The organism is Shewanella sp. SM71 (genome assembly GCF_025653905.1).
Classification (GTDB): Bacteria; Pseudomonadota; Gammaproteobacteria; order Enterobacterales; family Shewanellaceae; genus Shewanella; species Shewanella oncorhynchi.
Genome location: NZ_JAKKRW010000008.1, coordinates 133,424 through 152,549, shown reverse-complemented (window position 1 = coordinate 152,549; position 19,126 = coordinate 133,424). Strand labels below are relative to the sequence as shown.

At 44.2% G+C, this 19,126-nt stretch carries 21 protein-coding genes; 15 read left to right on the top strand and 6 right to left on the bottom strand.

Annotated elements, in window-relative coordinates:
- Positions 1–174: 174 nt before the first annotated feature.
- Entirely contained in the window at positions 175–471 is a 297-nt protein-coding gene (locus L5L97_RS10235) for a DUF134 domain-containing protein (protein ID WP_012088215.1), read from the top strand.
- Positions 468–983: a NifB/NifX family molybdenum-iron cluster-binding protein gene (locus tag L5L97_RS10230; RefSeq protein ID WP_263181759.1), complete on the top strand. Its 516-nt coding sequence runs from the start codon at positions 468–470 to the stop codon at positions 981–983. Before L5L97_RS10235 ends, L5L97_RS10230 begins: the two co-directional genes overlap by 4 nt.
- A gap of 19 nt (positions 984–1,002) precedes the next feature.
- Here L5L97_RS10230 and L5L97_RS10225 read toward each other — a convergent pair whose 3' ends face one another.
- The 3 genes from L5L97_RS10225 to L5L97_RS10215 all read right to left on the bottom strand — a co-directional run bounded on the left by L5L97_RS10225 (position 1,003) and on the right by L5L97_RS10215 (position 2,278).
- On the bottom strand, positions 1,003–1,350 hold the full coding sequence (locus tag L5L97_RS10225; protein ID WP_263181758.1) for a thioredoxin family protein: 348 nt from the start codon (positions 1,348–1,350) through the stop codon (positions 1,003–1,005).
- Between the two features lie 62 nt (positions 1,351–1,412).
- Complete coding sequence (locus tag L5L97_RS10220) at positions 1,413–1,562, bottom strand: hypothetical protein (RefSeq protein WP_173246947.1); 150 nt, start codon at positions 1,560–1,562, stop codon at positions 1,413–1,415.
- A gap of 83 nt (positions 1,563–1,645) precedes the next feature.
- Complete coding sequence (locus tag L5L97_RS10215; protein WP_263181757.1) at positions 1,646–2,278, bottom strand: excalibur calcium-binding domain-containing protein; 633 nt, start codon at positions 2,276–2,278, stop codon at positions 1,646–1,648.
- A gap of 411 nt (positions 2,279–2,689) precedes the next feature.
- Between L5L97_RS10215 and L5L97_RS10210 the strand changes: the two genes are divergently transcribed.
- Both L5L97_RS10210 and L5L97_RS10205 read left to right on the top strand, forming a co-directional pair.
- Positions 2,690–3,076 (top strand): PadR family transcriptional regulator, encoded by a 387-nt coding sequence (locus L5L97_RS10210; protein WP_263181755.1) that lies wholly within the window; start codon positions 2,690–2,692, stop codon positions 3,074–3,076.
- Position 3,077: 1 nt separating this feature from the next.
- Positions 3,078–4,040, top strand: a complete 963-nt coding sequence (locus L5L97_RS10205) for a hypothetical protein (protein WP_263181754.1) — start codon at positions 3,078–3,080, stop codon at positions 4,038–4,040.
- Positions 4,041–4,187: 147 nt separating this feature from the next.
- Here L5L97_RS10205 and L5L97_RS10200 read toward each other — a convergent pair whose 3' ends face one another.
- A complete protein-coding gene (locus tag L5L97_RS10200; protein ID WP_263181753.1) occupies positions 4,188–5,003 on the bottom strand; it encodes a transporter substrate-binding domain-containing protein in 816 nt (271 codons plus the stop codon).
- Between the two features lie 327 nt (positions 5,004–5,330).
- Here L5L97_RS10200 and L5L97_RS10195 point away from each other — a divergent pair, with 327 nt between their 5' ends.
- The 8 genes from L5L97_RS10195 (at position 5,331) to L5L97_RS10160 (ending at position 13,469) form a co-directional block, all read left to right on the top strand.
- Positions 5,331–7,388: a TonB-dependent receptor gene (locus tag L5L97_RS10195; RefSeq protein ID WP_372832366.1), complete on the top strand. Its 2,058-nt coding sequence runs from the start codon at positions 5,331–5,333 to the stop codon at positions 7,386–7,388.
- A gap of 271 nt (positions 7,389–7,659) precedes the next feature.
- The gene (locus L5L97_RS10190) at positions 7,660–8,502 is read left to right on the top strand and encodes an AraC family transcriptional regulator (RefSeq protein WP_263181751.1); all 843 of its coding nucleotides are present in this window, start codon (positions 7,660–7,662) and stop codon (positions 8,500–8,502) included.
- A gap of 138 nt (positions 8,503–8,640) precedes the next feature.
- Positions 8,641–9,354: a LysE family translocator gene (locus L5L97_RS10185; RefSeq protein WP_263181750.1), complete on the top strand. Its 714-nt coding sequence runs from the start codon at positions 8,641–8,643 to the stop codon at positions 9,352–9,354.
- Between the two features lie 97 nt (positions 9,355–9,451).
- Positions 9,452–10,282 (top strand): hypothetical protein, encoded by an 831-nt coding sequence (locus L5L97_RS10180; RefSeq protein ID WP_263181749.1) that lies wholly within the window; start codon positions 9,452–9,454, stop codon positions 10,280–10,282.
- Positions 10,283–11,087: 805 nt separating this feature from the next.
- A complete protein-coding gene (locus L5L97_RS10175; protein WP_131524138.1) occupies positions 11,088–12,029 on the top strand; it encodes a leucine-rich repeat domain-containing protein in 942 nt (313 codons plus the stop codon).
- A 64-nt stretch (positions 12,030–12,093) separates the two neighbouring features.
- A complete protein-coding gene (locus tag L5L97_RS10170) occupies positions 12,094–12,477 on the top strand; it encodes a hypothetical protein (protein WP_263181748.1) in 384 nt (127 codons plus the stop codon).
- Between the two features lie 101 nt (positions 12,478–12,578).
- Entirely contained in the window at positions 12,579–12,992 is a 414-nt protein-coding gene (locus L5L97_RS10165) for a hypothetical protein (protein ID WP_263177672.1), read from the top strand.
- An 81-nt stretch (positions 12,993–13,073) separates the two neighbouring features.
- Positions 13,074–13,469: a hypothetical protein gene (locus tag L5L97_RS10160; protein ID WP_263142002.1), complete on the top strand. Its 396-nt coding sequence runs from the start codon at positions 13,074–13,076 to the stop codon at positions 13,467–13,469.
- Positions 13,470–13,657: 188 nt separating this feature from the next.
- Here L5L97_RS10160 and L5L97_RS10155 read toward each other — a convergent pair whose 3' ends face one another.
- Positions 13,658–15,598, bottom strand: a complete 1,941-nt coding sequence (locus tag L5L97_RS10155; protein WP_263142000.1) for a GGDEF and EAL domain-containing protein — start codon at positions 15,596–15,598, stop codon at positions 13,658–13,660.
- A gap of 224 nt (positions 15,599–15,822) precedes the next feature.
- On the opposite strand from L5L97_RS10155, the gene L5L97_RS10150 reads away from it, so the two are divergent.
- Positions 15,823–16,581 (top strand): phosphatase PAP2 family protein, encoded by a 759-nt coding sequence (locus tag L5L97_RS10150; protein ID WP_263181818.1) that lies wholly within the window; start codon positions 15,823–15,825, stop codon positions 16,579–16,581.
- 55 nt (positions 16,582–16,636) lie between these two features.
- Here the strand turns inward: L5L97_RS10150 and L5L97_RS10145 are convergent, their stop codons facing one another.
- A complete protein-coding gene (locus L5L97_RS10145) occupies positions 16,637–17,185 on the bottom strand; it encodes a DUF2799 domain-containing protein (RefSeq protein WP_131524134.1) in 549 nt (182 codons plus the stop codon).
- A 180-nt stretch (positions 17,186–17,365) separates the two neighbouring features.
- Here L5L97_RS10145 and L5L97_RS10140 point away from each other — a divergent pair, with 180 nt between their 5' ends.
- Both L5L97_RS10140 and L5L97_RS10135 read left to right on the top strand, forming a co-directional pair.
- A complete protein-coding gene (locus L5L97_RS10140; RefSeq protein ID WP_317629528.1) occupies positions 17,366–17,680 on the top strand; it encodes a hypothetical protein in 315 nt (104 codons plus the stop codon).
- A gap of 335 nt (positions 17,681–18,015) precedes the next feature.
- Positions 18,016–18,876 carry a PA4780 family RIO1-like protein kinase gene (locus L5L97_RS10135; RefSeq protein WP_028759534.1) on the top strand — a complete coding sequence of 287 codons (861 nt, stop codon included), beginning with the start codon at positions 18,016–18,018 and terminating at the stop codon, positions 18,874–18,876.
- Positions 18,877–19,126 lie beyond the last annotated feature (250 nt).

Here is a 19,126-nt window from a genome sequence, read left to right as displayed (position 1 = left end):
TTATGGTTCATCCACTGAACTTATTCATCAAGTCAGTTATCACGCTTGAGAATCCAGAGCTATGGACTCCCTTAGCTAGATGAGCCTTAGTGTCGTGCGCTGTAAACAAGATGTGCACCAAGACCTAAAACACGATTTCAATACATATAAGACGACTTAAAGATAAAAACATTTATGCCAAGACCTAAAAAATGCCGTCAATTATCGAGCTGTGTGCCCTGTAGCCTATTTAAGCCTAATGGGATCCCTGCGGTTAAATTAACCCATATTCAATTAGAGGCCGATGAGTTTGAGGCCCTCGAACTGGGTGATGTGAAAAGATTAAGCCAGATCGAAGCCGCGGCCTTGATGGGGATCTCTCGGCAAACCTTTGGATACCTTCTCGCCAATGCCCGTAAAAAGGTGGCGACGGCTATCACTCAAGGTCAAGCCTTGAGGCTGCCAACCCAAACAGACAAGGATTTATCATGATTATTGCCATGCCGATGAGCCGCGAACGCCTCGCCAGTCACTTTACGAAAGCCCTACAAATTGGCTTTTATAATGAACAGTTTCAGCTGATTAAGCTGGTCGATAACCCGGCAATTGAGGGTGACTGTAGTGCTAAAAAAGCCTTATTAGAGCTGATTATTCAACAAGGCACCGACATTGTACTTGTGCAGAATATCGGTGAGCGCATGTTAGGAAAGTTGCTCGATGCGGGGATTAGTGTGAGCAAAGGTAGTGCGAGTCAAACAGTGGCGACTTTACTTGCACAAACGGCGGATCTTAATCTTAGGTTAACGGATGCATCCCAAGGCCGCGCTTCACTCAAACATGCAGCCAAGGGCGGATGTTGTCATTCTACAGGTGACGGCTGTGGTTGCAGCGGTAAAGCTAAAGCAGCATCTAGCTCAACACGTCTTATAAGCACGCCAGCAGTACAGGTTAAGCTCGATAAGTCAGTGCATTACGCTGGGTTTAGACCCTTGGTAAATAAATAATCTCAGTGTTTAATTTGAATTATTCCGCCACAGTTAAAGCGTAGGGGCGGGCAAGCGCCCCTCGAATATCCGCTAACGAAAACACCTTAGAAAACCGTCCGAAGGTTTTGCCATAAAACACACATTCCACCACAGGCAAGGCAAATACATTGCGGCTCGCCGCTATCTCACCTTGGGCTTGGCAATCAATATAGGCCATCCGCATCTGCGGGAACGCTTGCGCTATCATCTCAGCAATTCTCGGTTTGAGCGTTTGGCACACACCGCAGTTTGGCGCGCCAAATAACAATAGCACCGCCGCATGCTCGGTTAACAATGACTCCAGTATCTCAGGTGAATCAATGTGCGTGATGATATCAGTGTGCATGCGTTACCATTTTGAAGGTGCTATGGGTATGAATTCATGGGCTAGTTTGCGTATTTCTAGGGTTAAAGCCAGCCCATTTTTACCACGCTGCTACCGATAAATTGACCAAGGTAGAATAAGCCAAGCATGAGAAGCCCGATACTGGCAGCAATCACTCCGATTTGCTGTATGCCTGTCAGGCTATCTCGCCATTGTTTTAGATTATTTATCATTTCACTACTAGTGACCTGCTACCTGCTACCTGCTACCTGCTCAGGCTTAAGGTTATACGCGTGACTTTACATGTGTCGCATCGCTAACTGCACCACTGGCGCTCGCAGGGAATTCCATCATCGTCACCATCCATTTGAGTATTGGGGCAATTTTGGATATAGAAAGTCGCTTCAGCACAGGAACTCATGTGGCTGCAATGGGTTTTACCCGCTTCACATTGGAATCTTGGTGTTGCAGATTCATATATGGGCATTCTCTCAATGTCTTCATTCGTGAGGACTGGTACTTCATCGATTGCAGGAGCTTCATTGAATTCTTGGTATTGTTTAAAGCCAAAGATAACTATGGCCACGATTATTAGCAGCGGGATTATCGTATTAAAGGACGATTTTCGTGAGTTATGGTAATGCGCTTTGTCTTTGTTATTGAAGTTGAAGTTTTCATTGCGTGATTGGACATGAGAGTGGGAGCGCGGTGTTGCACTCGCTGCAACGACTGCGACGCCTTCAATCGAGGCGATAACCGCTTTTCTTTTGCCGTCATTTTGCACTTCCGTTTGATACAGAATGCTGTCGCCCACTATGGGTTTTCTCGCCATCTTTTTCAGCACTGAAATATGAATAAACACATCTTGGGCTGCGTTTTTTTCAGGCTGAATAAAGCCAAATCCCTTTTCATCGTTCCAGCGTACCAGTACGCCTCTATCCATGAGCATTTTCTATGTCCTTAATTTAACGGCTTAATATTTTTAGTTATTGAATATCAATACTTACTTGAGTCGCTCCGATTTATCTCCTTTAAGGAGCAAACCGTACTTAGGTTGACGAATCGGCTATTCAATGTTGGATGCTAAGTTACTCAAGCATAGGAAGTTTTGCAATTTTTTATCTTGAATTTGCTTATGTGTGACTCATTCGCTTTGAGTGTATGGCGGTGGGGAAATGTGAGCACTTAGCAGAAACGGTTGGCATTTTTGTAAATTCAATACAAACAATAGATTGCATTAGTAACAAACGAAGTGATCAAAAAATGTGCGTAAAAACTTGCAATCTTACTGTGTGCTACATAGTATTTACTGTGTGGCGCACAGTGTGTGTGACACAGTGTTAAGGATAGGAATTCGACAATGACAAGTTCACAGCTAGTCAAAATGCGACTCGAGTTGCGCCGTGGGGTATTAGTGTTGGCGGTACTGGGATTATTAAAACAAGCCCACTACGGTTATTCGCTCCGCAAACAGTTGCAGGAAGGTGGTATTGATATTGACGAAGGGACTCTGTATCCCTTAGTGCGCCGCCTAGCCGATCAAGGATTGTTGGATAGTGAGTGGCGACAGGCCGAAGGGCGTGAGCGTCGTTATTACCAATTGTCGTCATTGGGCGCTGAGTTGCTCAGTCAACTTACCGATGAATGGCAGCAACTTAATGGCGCCTTGGCTTTTTTACTGGAGCAAAGTGCTGACACTAATGGCTCAGATATAAAAAGCTCAGACGAGAGTGCAGAGGAGATTTGATATGGAATTAGTCGATCGCTATATCGCCGCGGTGCAGCGAGAATTGCCCGAGAACAAACGTCAGGAAATTGGCCGTGAATTAAAAGCTAATATCTGTGATCAACTGGATGCCCTCTCTGAACAAGGTGAATTGAGTGAATCGCAAATTGCCGCGGTATTAAAGCAAATGGGTCATCCCTGTAAGGTCGCGCAGCAATTTGTACCATCTATGCCTATTATCGCCTCTGAGGATATTCCGCTTTTTAAACATACACTTTTCATGGTACTGGGTGTCTTGTTTGTGTTGCAGGTGGTAGGTGGCACGACTCAATGGTTGGGCTCGGCAGAGGGGGATCTATTAGGATTTATCCACCATATTGCTAAAGGTTTTATTGGCGATGCCTGTCTTGCCTTTACCGCTATCCTGTTGGTCTTTTGGAGTTTCTCGGCTCAGGGAAAACCTATGTCCGGCAGCAATTGTCAAAAATGGCAGCCGCAGAATTTGCCCAAGGTTGGACCTGGTTGGCAGCATATTAGTTTAAGCGATGTGTTTACTGATCTGGCGACATACCTTTTTCTCTTACTTGTGATCTGGTGTTCTGTGTGGATGAGTAGCGAGCAATTAGCCGCGCGGACTGTGATTTTCAGCGTCAATGCTCAGCAATTACTGCAATGGTTTAGCCCTATTATTTTGCTGTCTATGGGGAATAGTCTCTGGCAACTACGCCGCCGAGTGTGGACTACTGAATTGTTACTGGCGAATATGGGGATCAATCTTGCTTATGCCTTGTTCTTAGTCTTTCTGGCCTTTAGTTCGCCACTATTACAAAGCCAAGTACAAAACCAAGGCGCTGAATTAAATGGGGAATTTACGTTATTACAGTTAGAACATTGGCTAAGTTATACTCTAGTGATTGCCGCTATGTTCCCTGGCTATGAAGTGATTCGCGATGGGGTGCGTTGGCGTAAACTCGCAAGCAAATAAGTAAGGTTTAACCTAGGTTTTGTAGGTGAGTTTTATTCACTTTTTTATCGAATACATGGCCTGATCAGCATGATTGAACAGGCTTTTTATATTTGTGCCATCTTCTGTGGAGAAAAGTAAGCCACGACATTTACATTCGATGCTGATTTATTCTGGGGTATCGCCATGATTCATTTCATTATTAAGCGATTCTTGAGCCTGTTGTTTGTAGGTGTCAAATATGCCTTCTTGCTTCATCTGTTTGAGCTCCCGAGCAAGATTAACGGCGAGTGCCGCGTGACGTTTATTTAAGTAACCATAGCTGGTGAGTTCTTCTAGGGTGGCAATCGCGATTATTTTGCTGCCTTGAAACTCAGGCGTTTGTAATAGATCCAATGAGCTTGCCTCCGTATCAATATAGATATCGATTCGGTCGCGGAGCATTTTACGAAAGGAGCTCGCGGGGGATGAAGATTCAGTCAGACGCTCCTTAGGAATGAGTCCCTTTAGCTTTTGTTCTGCGAGGAACACGCCTCGATAGTATTCGATCTTGTATCGACTCTTTTGCAGCGCTTGCCAGTCAGGTATTTTGATTTCGGGATTGTGCGCGAAGGCAATTAAATGGGTATCGATAACCGGTTCTTCAATTCGAATGAGGTTGGTAAACTTTTCGCCATAATGAGATACACGCCCCGGCTCACCATCCACTTTACCTGAGTCCGCCATCATACTGGCGCGGGCTGCGGGAACCACTTGATAGGAGAAGTCATATCCTAAGCGTTCAAAGGCTTGGGCGTAAATCAGTTCAGCCCATTTAAAGTAGAAGTTATGTTTGGGGTCCTCATAAAACGCCATCGTAATGATAGGTTTATCAGCAATCATCGCTGTGGTTTCTGCTGTTGATTTGCTGGTTGCATGAACCGAGACACAAAAGAAAAGGCCTACCCACACACTCCAAATCTGCATATTACTCCATCGTTGCATAGCGTGTCTCTAAAAGTGTTGAGTTATTTAGAGTATAGCTAGCCTGATAAATGGGTTCATTTTTATTCAAGCAAGATTATTTCATTACCATGATTTCGCACTAACACACGGTTGAAATGTGATCTGCTGGCGGACATTTTGTCCTTTTGGGTTTAAAAAGGTGCGATACGGCACATAGAAATGATATTTGCCTGTATTTTGCTGGTTTTTTATTCATCAGAGTTTGAGCTTGATCGGTTTTTTGCTTGTAAATAAGGCGTTAAATCCCTGCCGTCTATCACCTGTAGTAGGAAAGAAAGGATGAAATCGGGACTGGGATTATCAGGAATGCGGTTATCAAAGCTTTGGTTATCAATGACGTGGTTATTACCTCTTTGTTGTTTATCGAGTACCGTAGTGGCAGAGGCGGCAACGGACAATATCGAACGCCTAGAGGTGCGCGGTAGGCAAATTAATACCTTAGGCCATAGTACTTCGGCATCTGAGGGAATAGTCGGCGCGGCAGAAATCGAGAGTCGACCCCTATTACGAACCGGCGAAATCCTCGAATTTGTTCCTGGGATGATAGTCACTCAGCACAGTGGTTCGGGTAAAGCGAATCAGTATTTCTTACGCGGCTTTAATTTGGATCATGGCACAGACTTTAATACTCGAGTCGATGGTATGCCTGTGAATATGCGAACCCATGGGCATGGTCAGGGTTATACGGATCTTAACTTTTTGATCCCTGAACTTATAGGCGAGATCCGTTATGCCAAAGGCGCTTATTATCCTGAGGTGGCCGATTTTTCTGGCGCAGGTGCTGCGCAATTACTGCTGGCTGATCAACTCCCTCATAACCAAGTTGGGGTGACGTTGGGTGAATATGGTTACCAGCGACTCGTGGCAACTCAGGAGCTAAACACTGACATGGGGCGTTTTATTTGGGGTGGTGAGGCACAAACCTATGATGGCCCGTGGACGGATATTGATGAGGATGTGAGTAAGATCAGTGTCGTCGGGCGTTATTTAACTCGGCTCGGCGAGGGTGACTTGAGCGTCACTATGATGGCCTACGACAACAGCTGGAATTCGGCGGATCAGATCCCCGCCCGTGCGGTGGATTCTGGATTAATTGATTTTTATGGATCTTTAGATAAAGACGTCGGCGGTGAATCTAACCGTTATAGCGTTTCAGCTAATTACGATGCGGGTGATTGGCAGGGAAATGTCTACGCCATTCGCTCGACTATGAATTTATTCTCTAATTTTACCTATTTCTTAAACGATCCCATCAATGGTGATGAGTTTGAACAAGTCGATGAACGCACGATTTGGGGCGGTGATCTTAAGCGTGATTGGCAGACTTCACTTGGTGGCACTCAACTGAATTACAGTGTGGGCGGTGATGTGCGTTATGACGATATTGGTGCAGTGGGTTTGTATAACACTCAGGCGCGACAACGGCTGAATACGGTAAGGCTTGATGAAGTGCAAGAGTTGTCGAGTGGCATCTTTGGCAAAGTTGAGTGGCTGCCAGCTGATCAATGGCGTTTTAATCTTGGGCTGCGTTACGATTATTTTGATGTGCAGGTCGACAGTGATAATCCGCTTAACAGTGGCGATGCGTCCGATGGTATGTTCAGCCTCAAAGCCGGCGCTTCTTATTTGTGGAGCGATAATCTTGAGTTATATGTTAATGCAGGCCAAGGGCTACATTCGAACGATGCCCGCGGTGCGACAATCAAGGTTGACCCCGTGAGTGGCGATGAGGTCGAAAAAGTCGATCTGCTCGTGCGCTCAAATGGCGGCGAATTTGGGGTGAAATACTATGACAGGGACTTTATTAATTTCTCTGCTGCGATCTGGTATCTGCAACTAGATTCAGAATTAGTATTTGTGGGCGATGCGGGTAACACTGAGCCGAGTCGTGCATCTGAACGTTATGGTGCTGAATTAACGGCTTATTATTGGCTGAATGAGGCAATCAGTATCGATATGGAATTAGCGTGGACTAACGCTAGATTTACTGAAAATGAATTTGAAGAGGGCAAGTATATCGATGGCGCGGTTCCCTTTGTTGCCAGTGCGGGCATCACCTATCGACCCGACGGCGATGGCCTGTATTCGAGTGTACGCGTGCGGCACCTTGGCGAGCGGGTGCTCGACAGCTTTAATGACCACAAGGCTGATGCGACCACATTAGTTAACCTCGCATTAGGATACGAGTTCCGCTGCTTCGATACTAAGCTTGAGCTGCTCAATGTGTTTGATAGTAAAGATCACGACATAGATTATTTTTATGCTTCTCGTTTGCCCGGCGAAGCAGCCGAAGGGGTTGAAGATCAGCATTATCATCCTGTTGAGCCACGAATGGTGAGAGTCAGCGTGAGTTATCATTTCTAGTGGTATTCATCGGTTAAGGCGATATCGAAGGTTATTACGTATGTCGCCGAGCAAAAATGTATCTCATTAAGCGTCCAGATAGTTGGGCGCTTTTTTCTGCTGCACTCATTTAAGCGCTAATTTAAGCACTAATCTAAGCCCAAATCGCTTCAAACTATGTGGCTGCAATAATTTACTATTCCCGCGCTGACAATGGAGGCTAGAATGAGGGCGAGTCGATCTGAGTTTCCCCCTGTTTTACAGCTGATGCTATAGGTAATCGCCGCGAGTTATGAGTACTGCAACACCCATTGAAAACATTAATTATTGGCGTCATCCTAGCTTATCAGGCATAGAACTGAGTCAGGCGGAATTTACGCATTTCAGTTTTGATAAACATGTGCATCTGGATTACCACTTAGGCGTAGTCACTCAAGGCGCGCAGCAGTTTGTGAATAAGGGCAGCAGTTATCAGCTTGGTCAGCATAGTTTATCGACTTTAAATCCCGACGAAACCCACGATGGTCAGAGCCGCGATGCCGACGGTTATCGGGTGAAAGTGATGTCGATCCCCGTGGAATACATGAATGAAGTCAGCCAAGAACTGGGTTTGAAGGAGCACTTTTTCAGCGCGCCTATGGTGGATGACCCGACGCTTTATCAATATTTTATTCAACTACACGAGCTATTAATTCAAGGCCAATGTGGTGCGCTTGCGGGTGAGTCCCACTTACTGAATTTTATTCATCTGCTGCTGGAGCGTTACCCAAGCGGTATTTCATCTTGCCTATCTAAACCGAATCAACCGCAGGGGTTATCTAAGTTGCAGGTGAGCTTAGTGAAACAGCGAATTCACGATGAGCCTTGGCATAATACTCAACTTGAAACCTTAGCCAATGAAGTGAATTTAAGTAAATTTCAGTTTTTACGGCAATTTAAACAGGCAACAGGGATGACTCCCCATGCGTACCTTAAACGGGTGCGCTTAGAGTTGGCGAAAAAATCCTTAAGTCATGGCGCTTTAGTGGCGGATGTGGCGCAGCAGTTCGGATTTTTCGATCAAAGTCATTTAAACAAAGCTTTTAAGCAGGCATTCCTATTATCGCCAGTGCAATTTCAGCGGCGTATGCTCTAATTTCCGCCCGTCTTTCGACGCCGCTGGTTTTTAAAAAACACTGAATAGTGCAATTTATTACAATTCAGCGCTGCGACAAATTGCCATACTGGCTGCCTCAGTTATCGTTATTAGCCTTTTTTGCGGAGCCGCATATCTATGGATTTATCTTTATTACTCACCTTGGCTGTAATCCATGCCGTTGCTTTAATCAGTCCCGGACCCGATTTTGCCATTATGGTGAAGATTGCGACTCAGCAGTCCAGAAGCACTGCGGTTTCCGCCGCTGTGGGGATTTCAATAGCCATTTTAGCTCATACGATTTTGAGTCTGACCGGTGTGAGTCTACTCATTAAGAGTTCGCACACTCTGTATCTCTTAGTGCAAATTGTGGGCGCTTCTTACCTCGCTTGGATGGGGTTTGGTGCCCTGCGTGCCGGTCTTGCGATACTCGCTAAACGTAAAATGAGTGCCAGAGTCCATGCAGGAACAAATGATGATGCTGTTATTAGCGCTGGTGACGTTGAAGGCGTGGCGTCTGTTGCTGGTGGCTTAGGTGGCGCTATGTCGCGCAGGCAAGGTTTTTTGACTGGGCTTTATACCAATCTATTGAATCCGAAAGCATTAGTGTTTTTCTTAACCTTGTTTTCGGCCTTGATTACCCCAAGTGTTACAACGAGTACTAAAATCGCTTCCGCTATTTTGTTGTTGTCTTTGTCATTGGCATGGTTTGGTTTTTTAGCGGTAATGTTGTCAAAGGCGCAGGTGCAACTTAAATTGCAGCGACTAACACCAGTTATCGATGCGGTTATTGGTGTTATCTTTATGTCGGTAGCCTTGGCGATTTACTCAAACCTATTATTAACCGCTTAGTCAGGCGCAGTGTAAATCACCTTAGGTTTTAGTCTGAGGCACTTATGGTATTCTTGGCTTTTAGTCTCAGCAGAGACATTTGGAGTAAGGGATAAAGATGCCATTCGCCTCACGACTCAAGGGAAGCAAATTAGCTGTTTTCAGCCAAGTTACACTGATGAATATCGCGTTTTCTGCGGCGTTAATATTCAGCGTTATGGGTTTAAGCATCAATGCAAACGCCGCTGATGAAGCCATGCCAGAGGAATATATTCCTCTGGTGCAGGGACTTATCGACGCCGCCAAGGCCAATGATCTTGAGGCGATTGCTAAGCGTGTGGCTTACCCGCTTAAACGTGAATATCCGATCCCCGCGATTCAAAATACCCAGGAAATGATCGCACGTTTCGATCAGGTTTTTGATCCTAAGCTGCTTGAGCAGATCGCCCATTCTAAGATTGAAGCCGATTGGCAGACGATGGGCTGGCGCGGCATTATGCTCGGTAGCGGCGTTGTGTGGCTGGATTTTGATGGCAAGATCATCGCCATTAACTATCAAACACCGGTAGAGGCAAAACTGAAAGCAGAGCTTATTGCTAAGCAACAAACGGCATTACATCCGAGTGTGAGTGAATTTGTCAGCCCAGCGTTATCTTGGGAGACCGCCAAGTTTACCATTCGTGTCGATGATATGGGGAACAGCCAATACCGCTATGCCGCATGGGCAAAGGGTAAGTCATTGAGCGACAAGCCAGATTTAGTGCTGAATAAAGGCAAACTCGTATTTGATGGCAGTGGGGGGAATCATTCATACCAATTTCGCAGCGGCCCATACCAGTATTATTGTTATGTCACCGTCTTAGGCGGCAGCGATAGTCCTCTAGGCGAGCTAGTGGTGTTTAAGAATGACCAAGAAATACTGACACAAGCTGTTATTAAAGCAGACTAGTCTCGTTTCCCTATCCCTATGAGTGAGATTTAAAGCTGCGACTCTATGTTGATGGTCGCTGCTTTAGTAATCCTAACGACTTCCTTTAGCTAGAAGCTATTGCCCCAAAGTGTGTTTCGTAGTTTGAATGCTTTAATCAAAATCAAAGTCGTGGGGCTTCACCCCACACCCGACCAAGGAGGACTGCTCGTCCTATCAAAAACGTCCATGTTAAATAGCCAGCTCGATATCCATATCTCGCGCTCAAAGCGGCCGTAGGCCTTCGCCCTTGGATGCTCCAAGACGCCCAACGGAGTTGAAAGCCCCTTGTGCTCATTGCCAAATTTGCTATCGCTTCCGAAGGATGCGCTTTACATCCATGTAAATCCTTCCAGTTCGGCAGTCCCTGCCTCTCGCTCATAAGCGCGAAAATCACCGATTTTCATTCGCCCCTGCACCTGCGAAAGCTAGTCGGTCATCCATGACCGAACTCACGCACTCTTTATTAAATCAAGAGCTCTATTCGCCTAGCGGCAACTCCGAGGGGAGGTGTATTCCTTGGAGTTTTGAGTCTTTAGATAGCTATTCATCAGCAAAAAAATAAGCGTAAAAGAACGAGAAAGGTAAAACGATATCAAGTGATTACCCATCAAACTGTATAAAAAACCGCTACCGCAAAAAAGCAAATTCCTATAGCATTATTTATACCAATTGATATGGATGTGGCAGCGGCCATATTTGAGATTTAGTAAACAAGCGATTTATGCCCTGCAAACAGCGCAGCGCATAAATACTAAGACGTTAACTGCTACCTAGAATTGAGATTATGCACATAAAACTAAAAAAGATAGCCGACAATTTGAGCGATGAAGAACATTCATCTATCGCGGATGAAATACGCCAAGGAAAAATCGATGGTATATCTCTATCATACTTAGGTGGTGCTTTTGGTCCTACATGGTCTGCGGGTAACGATTACAGTTTAGATTTCCTGAAACACTATTCGGGCATTAGAGCTTTAGAGATTTTTCTTCCTGCGCTAACAAGTATTGATGCTATTGCTGAGCATGTAAACGAAATAGAGTTTTTGAGTCTGGGAGAGCTTAATAAAAAAACTGTATCTTTAAGGCCTCTATCAGATCTGAATAAGTTAAATTCTTTGAGTTTGGTCAAAAATAAGAAAGATATCGATTCTATAGCTACGCTCACTAGCCTTAGAGACCTAACCCTTTCAGGGTATCAAGAAAAACAAATAGAGCATGTTGCCAGTCTGAGTAATTTAGAAAGTTTATATTTGGGTTTCGGCACATTTGAAGACCTAAATGCTATTAAAGGATTATCTAAGTTAACAAGCCTAGAAATACTTTGGGTAAAGAAATTACACGACCTAAGTGCCCTGGAAAACCTGACATCTCTTGAGATATTGCATTTAAGTACTCTAAAGCAAGTTACATCCATTCCAGATGTTTCCAATCTAAAGCACCTTAAGAGCTTGGTCATGGATACCATGAATGGACTTTCCTCTTTGTCAGGTATTAAAGGTAGCTCAATTAACGAATTGGCTGTAATTAATTCGAAGATAGATCCTGTATTGTTTTCTGAGCTAAATAATAGTTTGCCAGTGCTGCAGCGACTTGTACTTGGTCTCGGAACTAAAGGGAAAACAAATGAAGCATCTAGTTTCTTTGATAGTTCCGTTATATGCGACACATTTAATGATTTAAAATACAGTACAGCCAGAGGCTATAGAATTGAGTTCTGCAGTTAACAAGGCGCTGCTGTCGGACAAATTTTCCGCTGCGCTCCGCAGAGCGCGGCGTTAGGTATACACAATGAGCCGTAGATACCTTAATCTTCAAGAAGCCGAGTCGGCGCTTAAGCGAGGGAAAGCAGTTGAGTGCTTTCTTGGTGGCTGTGAACGGGATGGCCGTGCTGGTATTCAGTGGCTAAGCGTTCGAGGTCCTAAATCCGAAATAGATGTTTCAGTTTACGAAACTGCTGATTTGGGTGATGAATCATTCCTTAATATTTATGAGTTTGGTCCACTAGGTCCAGACCTAGAGCTAGAGGATGCCAATGAGGTCAAATCATTCACTTCATTTGGCCAAGCGATAGAGTTTATTGAGCAACGATTCGCAGGATCATCTGAAAGGTTATTGAACGAGTTTATGATTCAAGATGAATATGCCGACTATATTTCGAGGGGCCGGAAGTAGAAATGCCTAACAATCGCAGGCACAGCGACGGCCTTTTCGTTGCAGCTCCGCCTTCACTACAAAGCCGCGCGTGCTGCGGGCGTTAACTTTATGGAAGAACTATGCACCCTCAAGCACCGCTTAAATTTTGCTATCAGGCCCTTACAAAAAAGGCGGCAAGCTATTATCGCTGGTGGGTTATCGGCACTATGTTACTTGTTCTTGCTGCATTCGTTGGTGTTACAGCTTTTGAAATGGCTGAGTGGTTATTATTTTTTACCTTTGTCCTTGCAGGGATGGTAATGACTATCACAACGCTAAGGCTTTTCTTAGTGAAACTATTTGAAGAGAATGCTGATGCGATTAATCTGTTCTCTAGTTATTTTCCGTCTCTGCTAGGCACCCGTAGATTGGAGTTAGCTTGTAAGATAACAAATTCAGTTTATTACGGAGTGTTTTATCTTTGTTGTTATTTCTTGTTGGCAGCTATTTTTTTGTTACCGCTGTCTTTAGTTGTAGAGTATGCAAAAAGTTAACAAGGCAAGTCAGCATCGCACCTTCGGTGCTGGACTCGCTAACGCTCGCCGCTTGCGGCGTTATGTTCTCAGGGAGAGGTTGTGAATTTGGAGCACTTTTTACGAGCCATGTTTATTGCTATAGCAATATGTTTTGTTCCAATTATGCTGTTTTACTGGAGTAATGAATCTGACTTAATAAAAATGGATTTTAAATACTTCTATGAATCAATACATTTTGTTTTAGTGTTCTATTTTATATTCTCAATTATTGGATGGATGTTAATTGGCTTTCCTGTGCATTGGGTGGCAGTAAAGTTCTTTAATCAGAATAAATGGTGTTATTTTTTAGGGATTCTAGCTTTCGGTATTCTGATTTCACTACCTTCTATGAAAATTGAATTGTTTTTGTTTTATGCAGGTATTTCGGGATTACAAGCAATCTTATTTTTGTGGTGGTTAGCAAGAGAACATAATAAGTTGCTTAAACGGACGTAAAACAGTTGGCTTGCGTTTGTAAGGTGATAACCCATAGAAATTTTAATCCGAACTCCACGAATTAGAGTAAAAAAACTAGCTCACTTTTGTACAAATGTGAGTTATAACATTCTGTGGAAATGACTATTCACGTAGCATTATTCAGTCGGTTTTAATTCGCGAAATAAAAAAGAGCATTAAGGATGAACTTAATGCTCTTTTTTATGGATAAATGCCTGCTCAAACTGTGTTGCGGTAATGGGTTTACCGTAGAGGTAACCTTGGCCTAAGTCGCATTCTTCGTGACGAATAAAGGCATCTTGTTCTAGGGTTTCTACGCCTTCGGCGATCACTTCCAAGTCCAGTTTCTTACCAATGGCAATAATTGCCTTGGTTAACTCTCTATTTTGTTCGTTTTCTTCGAGTTTACTAATAAAGCAGCGATCGATTTTTAAGGTGTCGAAAGAGTATTTTTGTAGATAACTTAAGGATGAGTAGCCTGTGCCAAAATCATCTAGGGAGATGCGGATACCGAGTTCTTGTAGTTTTTGGATGGCATTGTGGGCAATGTGTTCATCTTGCATCAGCATGCCTTCGGTAATTTCAAGTTCTAAGGCGGTCGGTGGCAATTGATAGAGGGTGAGTAAGTCGGCTATGTGTTCGCTAAAGCGGGGATTGCGCATTTGCAAAGGGGAAATATTGATGGCGATTTTAAACTCTTGGCCTACCTCGCGACACCATTTTGCCGCCTGAGACAGCGCGGTATGCAATACAAAATTACCAATATCGATAATCTGGCCATTACGTTCAGCTAAGGCGATGAATCTGTCTGGGGCGACATTGCCAAGGATGGGATTATGCCAGCGCAGCAGGGCTTCGGCACCAATCACTTGCTTCGTCTTTAAGTTAATAAAGGGTTGGTAATGCAGGCTTAATTCGTTCTTGTTCAGCGCATCGACCAAATGGGATTCCAGTTGATAGCGTAGGTTTAAAGCGGCTTGTGTATCTTGATTAAAGAAGCTGTGAGTTGAGCCATCAGCCTTGCTGATCGTCATGGCCGCTCCGGCTTTTTGCAGCAGGATGGCGGCATCGATACCATCCATAGGCGCTTGTGCTATGCCCATGCTCGAGGGAATCGTGATTACAAAATCAGCCACACCAAAGGGGGTATTACAGCAGTTAAGCACTTTATTGATGAGTTTATTGGTTTCGTTATTCGAAGGTTTGTGGGCTTGAATAATCACAAATTCGGCGCCAGCGATGCGGGCGATAAAGGTGTTTTCATCGGTATAGTGCTGTAAACGTTGGCTGAGAATCGTGAGAATTTTATCGCCAATCAGGTAACCATAACTGTCGTTGATGGATTTGAAATTACGCAGCCCAAGATAGAGTACTGAAATCTTTTCTTTGCGATTCACTTTTTCGAGCATGATCGACAGACTATTAATCAAATTGATGCGGTTGGGTAATCCCGTGAGCGGATCGTAGCTTTTATGGTATTCCAGTGAGGTTTCGGTGGAGGTGCGGTTTTCGATTTCTTTAATGAGCTTACCGCTAAGTTCGGCGAGTTCATGGGTGCGCTGTTGTACTTTTTGCTCTAGCTGCTGATTGTGCAGTTGTAGCTTAGCCTGTTGATAAAGGGTGACTAGGTTAGCTTCGATACCATTTTGAAACCGAGCGAGTAAGCTGCGAAAAGATTGGCGGTAATTATGCTCTTGGCTATCGAGCATGCAGATAGTGCCAAAGGCACTGCCATCTGGCCAACGTAAAGGTAAACCACAGTATGCGATCATGCCGAGTTTAATGTCAGGATTTTTGTCCCAGTTTTTATCTTTTAGGGCGTTAGGAATGTGGAGTTCCTTACCTTCTTTGATCACTGTTTCGCAGTAAAGCCCGTGGCCTAAACTGTCTTTATCATGTTTTTTATAGGGATTACCTTGGGTGCGGCTCGAGGTAAAGACCTCAATATCGGTTTGATGGACACGCATGATCAAAGCGGCGGGAGTGTCGACTAATTCAGAGAGCAAATCTAAGGTTTGTTGCCAGTTATCAACCATTTCTTGGGGAACAACGATTTTGTCTGTGTCGATCGTAATGTCGGCAAATAAACGATCTTTTTGAGACTGGTTAATGGCGAGGTTGTATGGCATGAATGCTCAGTCCTAGAGGCGCGATACTATGCATAAACTATAGTCTTTTTACTCATGATGTGAGTCTTTTCGATAAATTTAGTTACTGCAAAATCTCGGTTCTATCTTAAATGCTGCGCTGTTAGATCTCTTAAGTGTTAGGTAAGAATTCAACGGTACTCTAACACTAAATGTTCTGATTTTTGGATTTATTAGTGAATAACTATCTGAAAGATAAAGTTATGATGACATTTATGGATTTTGCTAAGGGGCATTTAATTACGCCGCTTTTAGTGTTTGCAGTGATCATAGTGGGGCTTGAATGGACTCACGCTGATATGAAAGTCGCGACTTTGTTATTTCATTGGCAAGGGGGCATCGACTCTTGGCCATTGAGAGGATATTGGTTGACCGAAGATTTATTGCATGTCACTGGGCGTAACTTTGTCATCTTGCTGGCGGTGAGTGTCGTAGTCGGCATTGCCTTTAGTTTTCGAAGTGACAGGGTAAAACCGTACCGCAAGGGCCTGATTTACCTATTTAGTAGCGTATTGGCGAGTGTGTTGCTGGTCCGAATTGGCAAGAGCGTTACTCACATGACCTGCCCGTGGGATGTGATTGAGTTTGGCGGCCAGATGATACATTCATCCTTGTTTTCTCGTTTACCTAAAAGTGCTGAGTTTGGTCAATGTTTCCCTGGTGGCCATGCCAGTGGGGGATTTGCTTGGGTTGCCTTGTATTACGTGCTGCGTGAGTATCGCCCGCATTTAGCTAAGTTTGGATTAATCTTTGGTTTGAGTTTAGGCCTAGTATTTGGCATTGGCCAAGAGTTACGCGGTGCCCACTTCTTGAGTCATGATTTATGGAGTTTAGCCATAGCATGGACGTCCGCTAGCCTACTCTACTATGCGTTTTTTCTGCGCTCGCCTGCGTTTAGAAAGTCTAAATTGGTCGCTTTGGGTCAAATGTTCAAGGTTGCAAGTAGTGGAATACCGCAAAAATAACGAGCTGTGAAGCTAACGCCCTGAGTCCTTATTGGGTTCAGTATTTTTTTATGGCTTAAAATCTAAATTCGAAGCGCATATCAGGTCTGCGTAGGCGAGATCTTTCATCTAACAGTTGGTTTTTTTCGTTGAGTAGGCTGTTTTTCTGTTTCAATAAGTCAGCCTTGTCGGTGAGATTATTGATCTTGCCATCAAGACTGCTTATTTCCCTCTCTATGGTATTTAAGCGATCGGCAATCTCAGTTAAACGTTTGTTGGTCAGGTATTGTTGATGGCCTTGGTTATAGCGCTCAACAAACTGGTTATTACTGCAAACCCCATAATAACTTTCTCCCGCTAAGCCTACGCGGTAGCCATTTTCTGGCACGCAGTAACTGGCTAACCCTTGCTGGTATCCTTGTTTCCACTGCGCGGTATCGACAGTGAGATTAAATTCACGACAATCTTTTTGATATTGATTTAATTGCCCAGAACTTGTCCCACGGTTGCCATCGGCAAGCCCAAGGGCAAACCAATCACTATTGGCGCATTCTTCAATAGATAAGCTGCTGCATTGAGTCAGGGATAGGACTGAAAGTGCGAGGAAAATGCTGGGATAGTGCATGGATAAGTTCTCTATATGTTGTGGCGTTTAGGATAAAGGCTCTTATGGGGGAGATCTAGCTATATATACCGCCATTTATACGGTCATAGATGCGTTTTGTTGGGCAGAATCCATCACAGTTTAGCGGATGAATGCATGATAACCAGCTGATATTGTGTTAGTTTGTGGTTAACACTTTAAATGTCTGCTTTGGTGCTCGCTATGATTTCACTTATTTCATCTGCGTATTCAGCTTCATTACCGGCAGTTAAGTCGGCTCATCAATCCCTTGATACCGCCGAGCCAAGCGGACTTAAATCCTTTACCTATGGTGCATTAGGGCTGGCAGCTCCTAAAGCTGAGGTCAGTTTTGATGGCAATGCAAGGAGTAAAATATCTGAGCCTAGTGCGGATGATTTAGATGACGTTAAGAGTTCAAACGACACTTATTACAGTGCAGGCCAAATATTGAAAGCGGCGGCGACTGTGGGCAGTGTGATTGCCTTGTTTGTTTGAGTTAAGTTCCTGCAGCAATTTAGCTCTGGGTATTATTTCAACTGGCTTGGATTGGCATATTCGCCGTGGAATATGGCTTGTCGTTTTGAGTCTGGTTTTATTGGGGTGAGCATAAAAGAATATTCTTTTAGTTAAAGTGGTATTTTCAGTCTCTTTCTTTGCCAAAGCGCTGAGTAAATCTGGTATTGTGTTTAACACGCAAGTGCATTAGTTTCTACTTAAAATTCGTTTAACAATCCTAAACTATATTCATCAAACTTCCGCTGGAGACCGCTTTTGTATGAAGATTTGCCCGCAGTATTCCATATCATGCCTAAGTAAGGTATAAGGGCGCTATGAAAACTCCGAAACGAATCCAACCCCTGGTTGATGAAGGACTGGTCGATGAGGTCATTAGCCAGTTAATGAGCGGTAAAGAAGCGACTGTGTACGTTGTACGCAGTGGTGATGATATCCGCTGTGCCAAAGTCTATAAAGAAGCGGACAAGCGCAGTTTTAAGCAAGCTGTGTTATATCAAGAAGGTCGAAAAGTCCGTAACAGTCGTCGCGCGCGCGCGATGGAAAAAGGGTCTAAATTTGGCCGCGATCAGCAGGAAGAAGCTTGGCAAAATGCTGAAGTTGAAGCACTTTACCGTTTAGCGAATGCGGGTGTGCGTGTGCCAACGCCTTATGGTTGTTTCGATGGCGTGTTGCTGATGGAGTTAGTGACGGATGCCGAGGGCAATGTCGCGCCGAGATTAAACGATGTTAGTATGTCGGCAGAAAAAGCCTTGAAGGATCATGCGTTGGTGATGACCTATGTCAAACGTATGCTCTGTGCGGGGTTAGTGCACGGTGACTTGTCTGAGTTTAACGTGTTAGTTGACAGTGAAGGGCCAGTGATTATCGACTTACCTCAGGCCGTCGATGCCGCTGCAAATAACCATGCTAAATGGATGTTAGCGCGTGATGTGAATAACATGACTCAATACTATGGTTTGTATGCTCCTGAGCTGTTAAAAACACAATACGCCAAAGAAATTTGGGCCTTGTTTGAAGCCGGTGAATTGAAGCCTGAAACACCATTAACGGGTGAGTTTACCGAAGTGCTGGTCGAAGCCGATGTTAGTGCGGTCTTGGAAGAAATCCAAGCGGCCTTTGAAGAGGCACAAGAGCGTAAGCAGCGGATCCAAGAGGCAAACGAAGAAGACTATTAATCGTCAGTCGTTGTTTTTCACCCATAAAAAAGACGCTCAAAGTAGCGTCTTTTTTATGCTAAAAATTAAGTGAATTATTATTTTTATTGTTGATTTTATTATTGTTATTTAATTTTTTGCGTTAGCCAATCCTTGGCTTAATCCCCTATGGAAGCTGGGGCCATCCTTGTTGCTACAAACAAGCTAGCAATCATCGAACAGTGTAATAAAAGGACAAGAGCTGAGAGAGAAATATGTTCATGACTTGGGG

Coding starts and splice junctions, on each gene's coding strand:
- L5L97_RS10180 (WP_263181749.1), top strand. CDS start 9,452: ATGCCATTCGCCTCACGACTCAAGGGAAGCAAATTAGCTGTTTTCAGC.
- L5L97_RS10165 (WP_263177672.1), top strand. CDS start 12,579: ATGCACCCTCAAGCACCGCTTAAATTTTGCTATCAGGCCCTTACAAAA.
- L5L97_RS10200 (WP_263181753.1), bottom strand. CDS start 5,003: ATGCAACGATGGAGTAATATGCAGATTTGGAGTGTGTGGGTAGGCCTT.
- L5L97_RS10220 (WP_173246947.1), bottom strand. CDS start 1,562: ATGATAAATAATCTAAAACAATGGCGAGATAGCCTGACAGGCATACAG.
- L5L97_RS10170 (WP_263181748.1), top strand. CDS start 12,094: ATGAGCCGTAGATACCTTAATCTTCAAGAAGCCGAGTCGGCGCTTAAG.
- L5L97_RS10150 (WP_263181818.1), top strand. CDS start 15,823: ATGACATTTATGGATTTTGCTAAGGGGCATTTAATTACGCCGCTTTTA.
- L5L97_RS10225 (WP_263181758.1), bottom strand. CDS start 1,350: ATGCACACTGATATCATCACGCACATTGATTCACCTGAGATACTGGAG.
- L5L97_RS10215 (WP_263181757.1), bottom strand. CDS start 2,278: ATGCTCATGGATAGAGGCGTACTGGTACGCTGGAACGATGAAAAGGGA.
- L5L97_RS10155 (WP_263142000.1), bottom strand. CDS start 15,598: ATGCCATACAACCTCGCCATTAACCAGTCTCAAAAAGATCGTTTATTT.
- L5L97_RS10135 (WP_028759534.1), top strand. CDS start 18,016: ATGAAAACTCCGAAACGAATCCAACCCCTGGTTGATGAAGGACTGGTC.
- L5L97_RS10190 (WP_263181751.1), top strand. CDS start 7,660: ATGAGTACTGCAACACCCATTGAAAACATTAATTATTGGCGTCATCCT.
- L5L97_RS10235 (WP_012088215.1), top strand. CDS start 175: ATGCCAAGACCTAAAAAATGCCGTCAATTATCGAGCTGTGTGCCCTGT.
- L5L97_RS10175 (WP_131524138.1), top strand. CDS start 11,088: ATGCACATAAAACTAAAAAAGATAGCCGACAATTTGAGCGATGAAGAA.
- L5L97_RS10195 (WP_372832366.1), top strand. CDS start 5,331: ATGCGGTTATCAAAGCTTTGGTTATCAATGACGTGGTTATTACCTCTT.
- L5L97_RS10230 (WP_263181759.1), top strand. CDS start 468: ATGATTATTGCCATGCCGATGAGCCGCGAACGCCTCGCCAGTCACTTT.
- L5L97_RS10140 (WP_317629528.1), top strand. CDS start 17,366: ATGTCTGCTTTGGTGCTCGCTATGATTTCACTTATTTCATCTGCGTAT.
- L5L97_RS10145 (WP_131524134.1), bottom strand. CDS start 17,185: ATGCACTATCCCAGCATTTTCCTCGCACTTTCAGTCCTATCCCTGACT.
- L5L97_RS10210 (WP_263181755.1), top strand. CDS start 2,690: ATGACAAGTTCACAGCTAGTCAAAATGCGACTCGAGTTGCGCCGTGGG.
- L5L97_RS10205 (WP_263181754.1), top strand. CDS start 3,078: ATGGAATTAGTCGATCGCTATATCGCCGCGGTGCAGCGAGAATTGCCC.
- L5L97_RS10185 (WP_263181750.1), top strand. CDS start 8,641: ATGGATTTATCTTTATTACTCACCTTGGCTGTAATCCATGCCGTTGCT.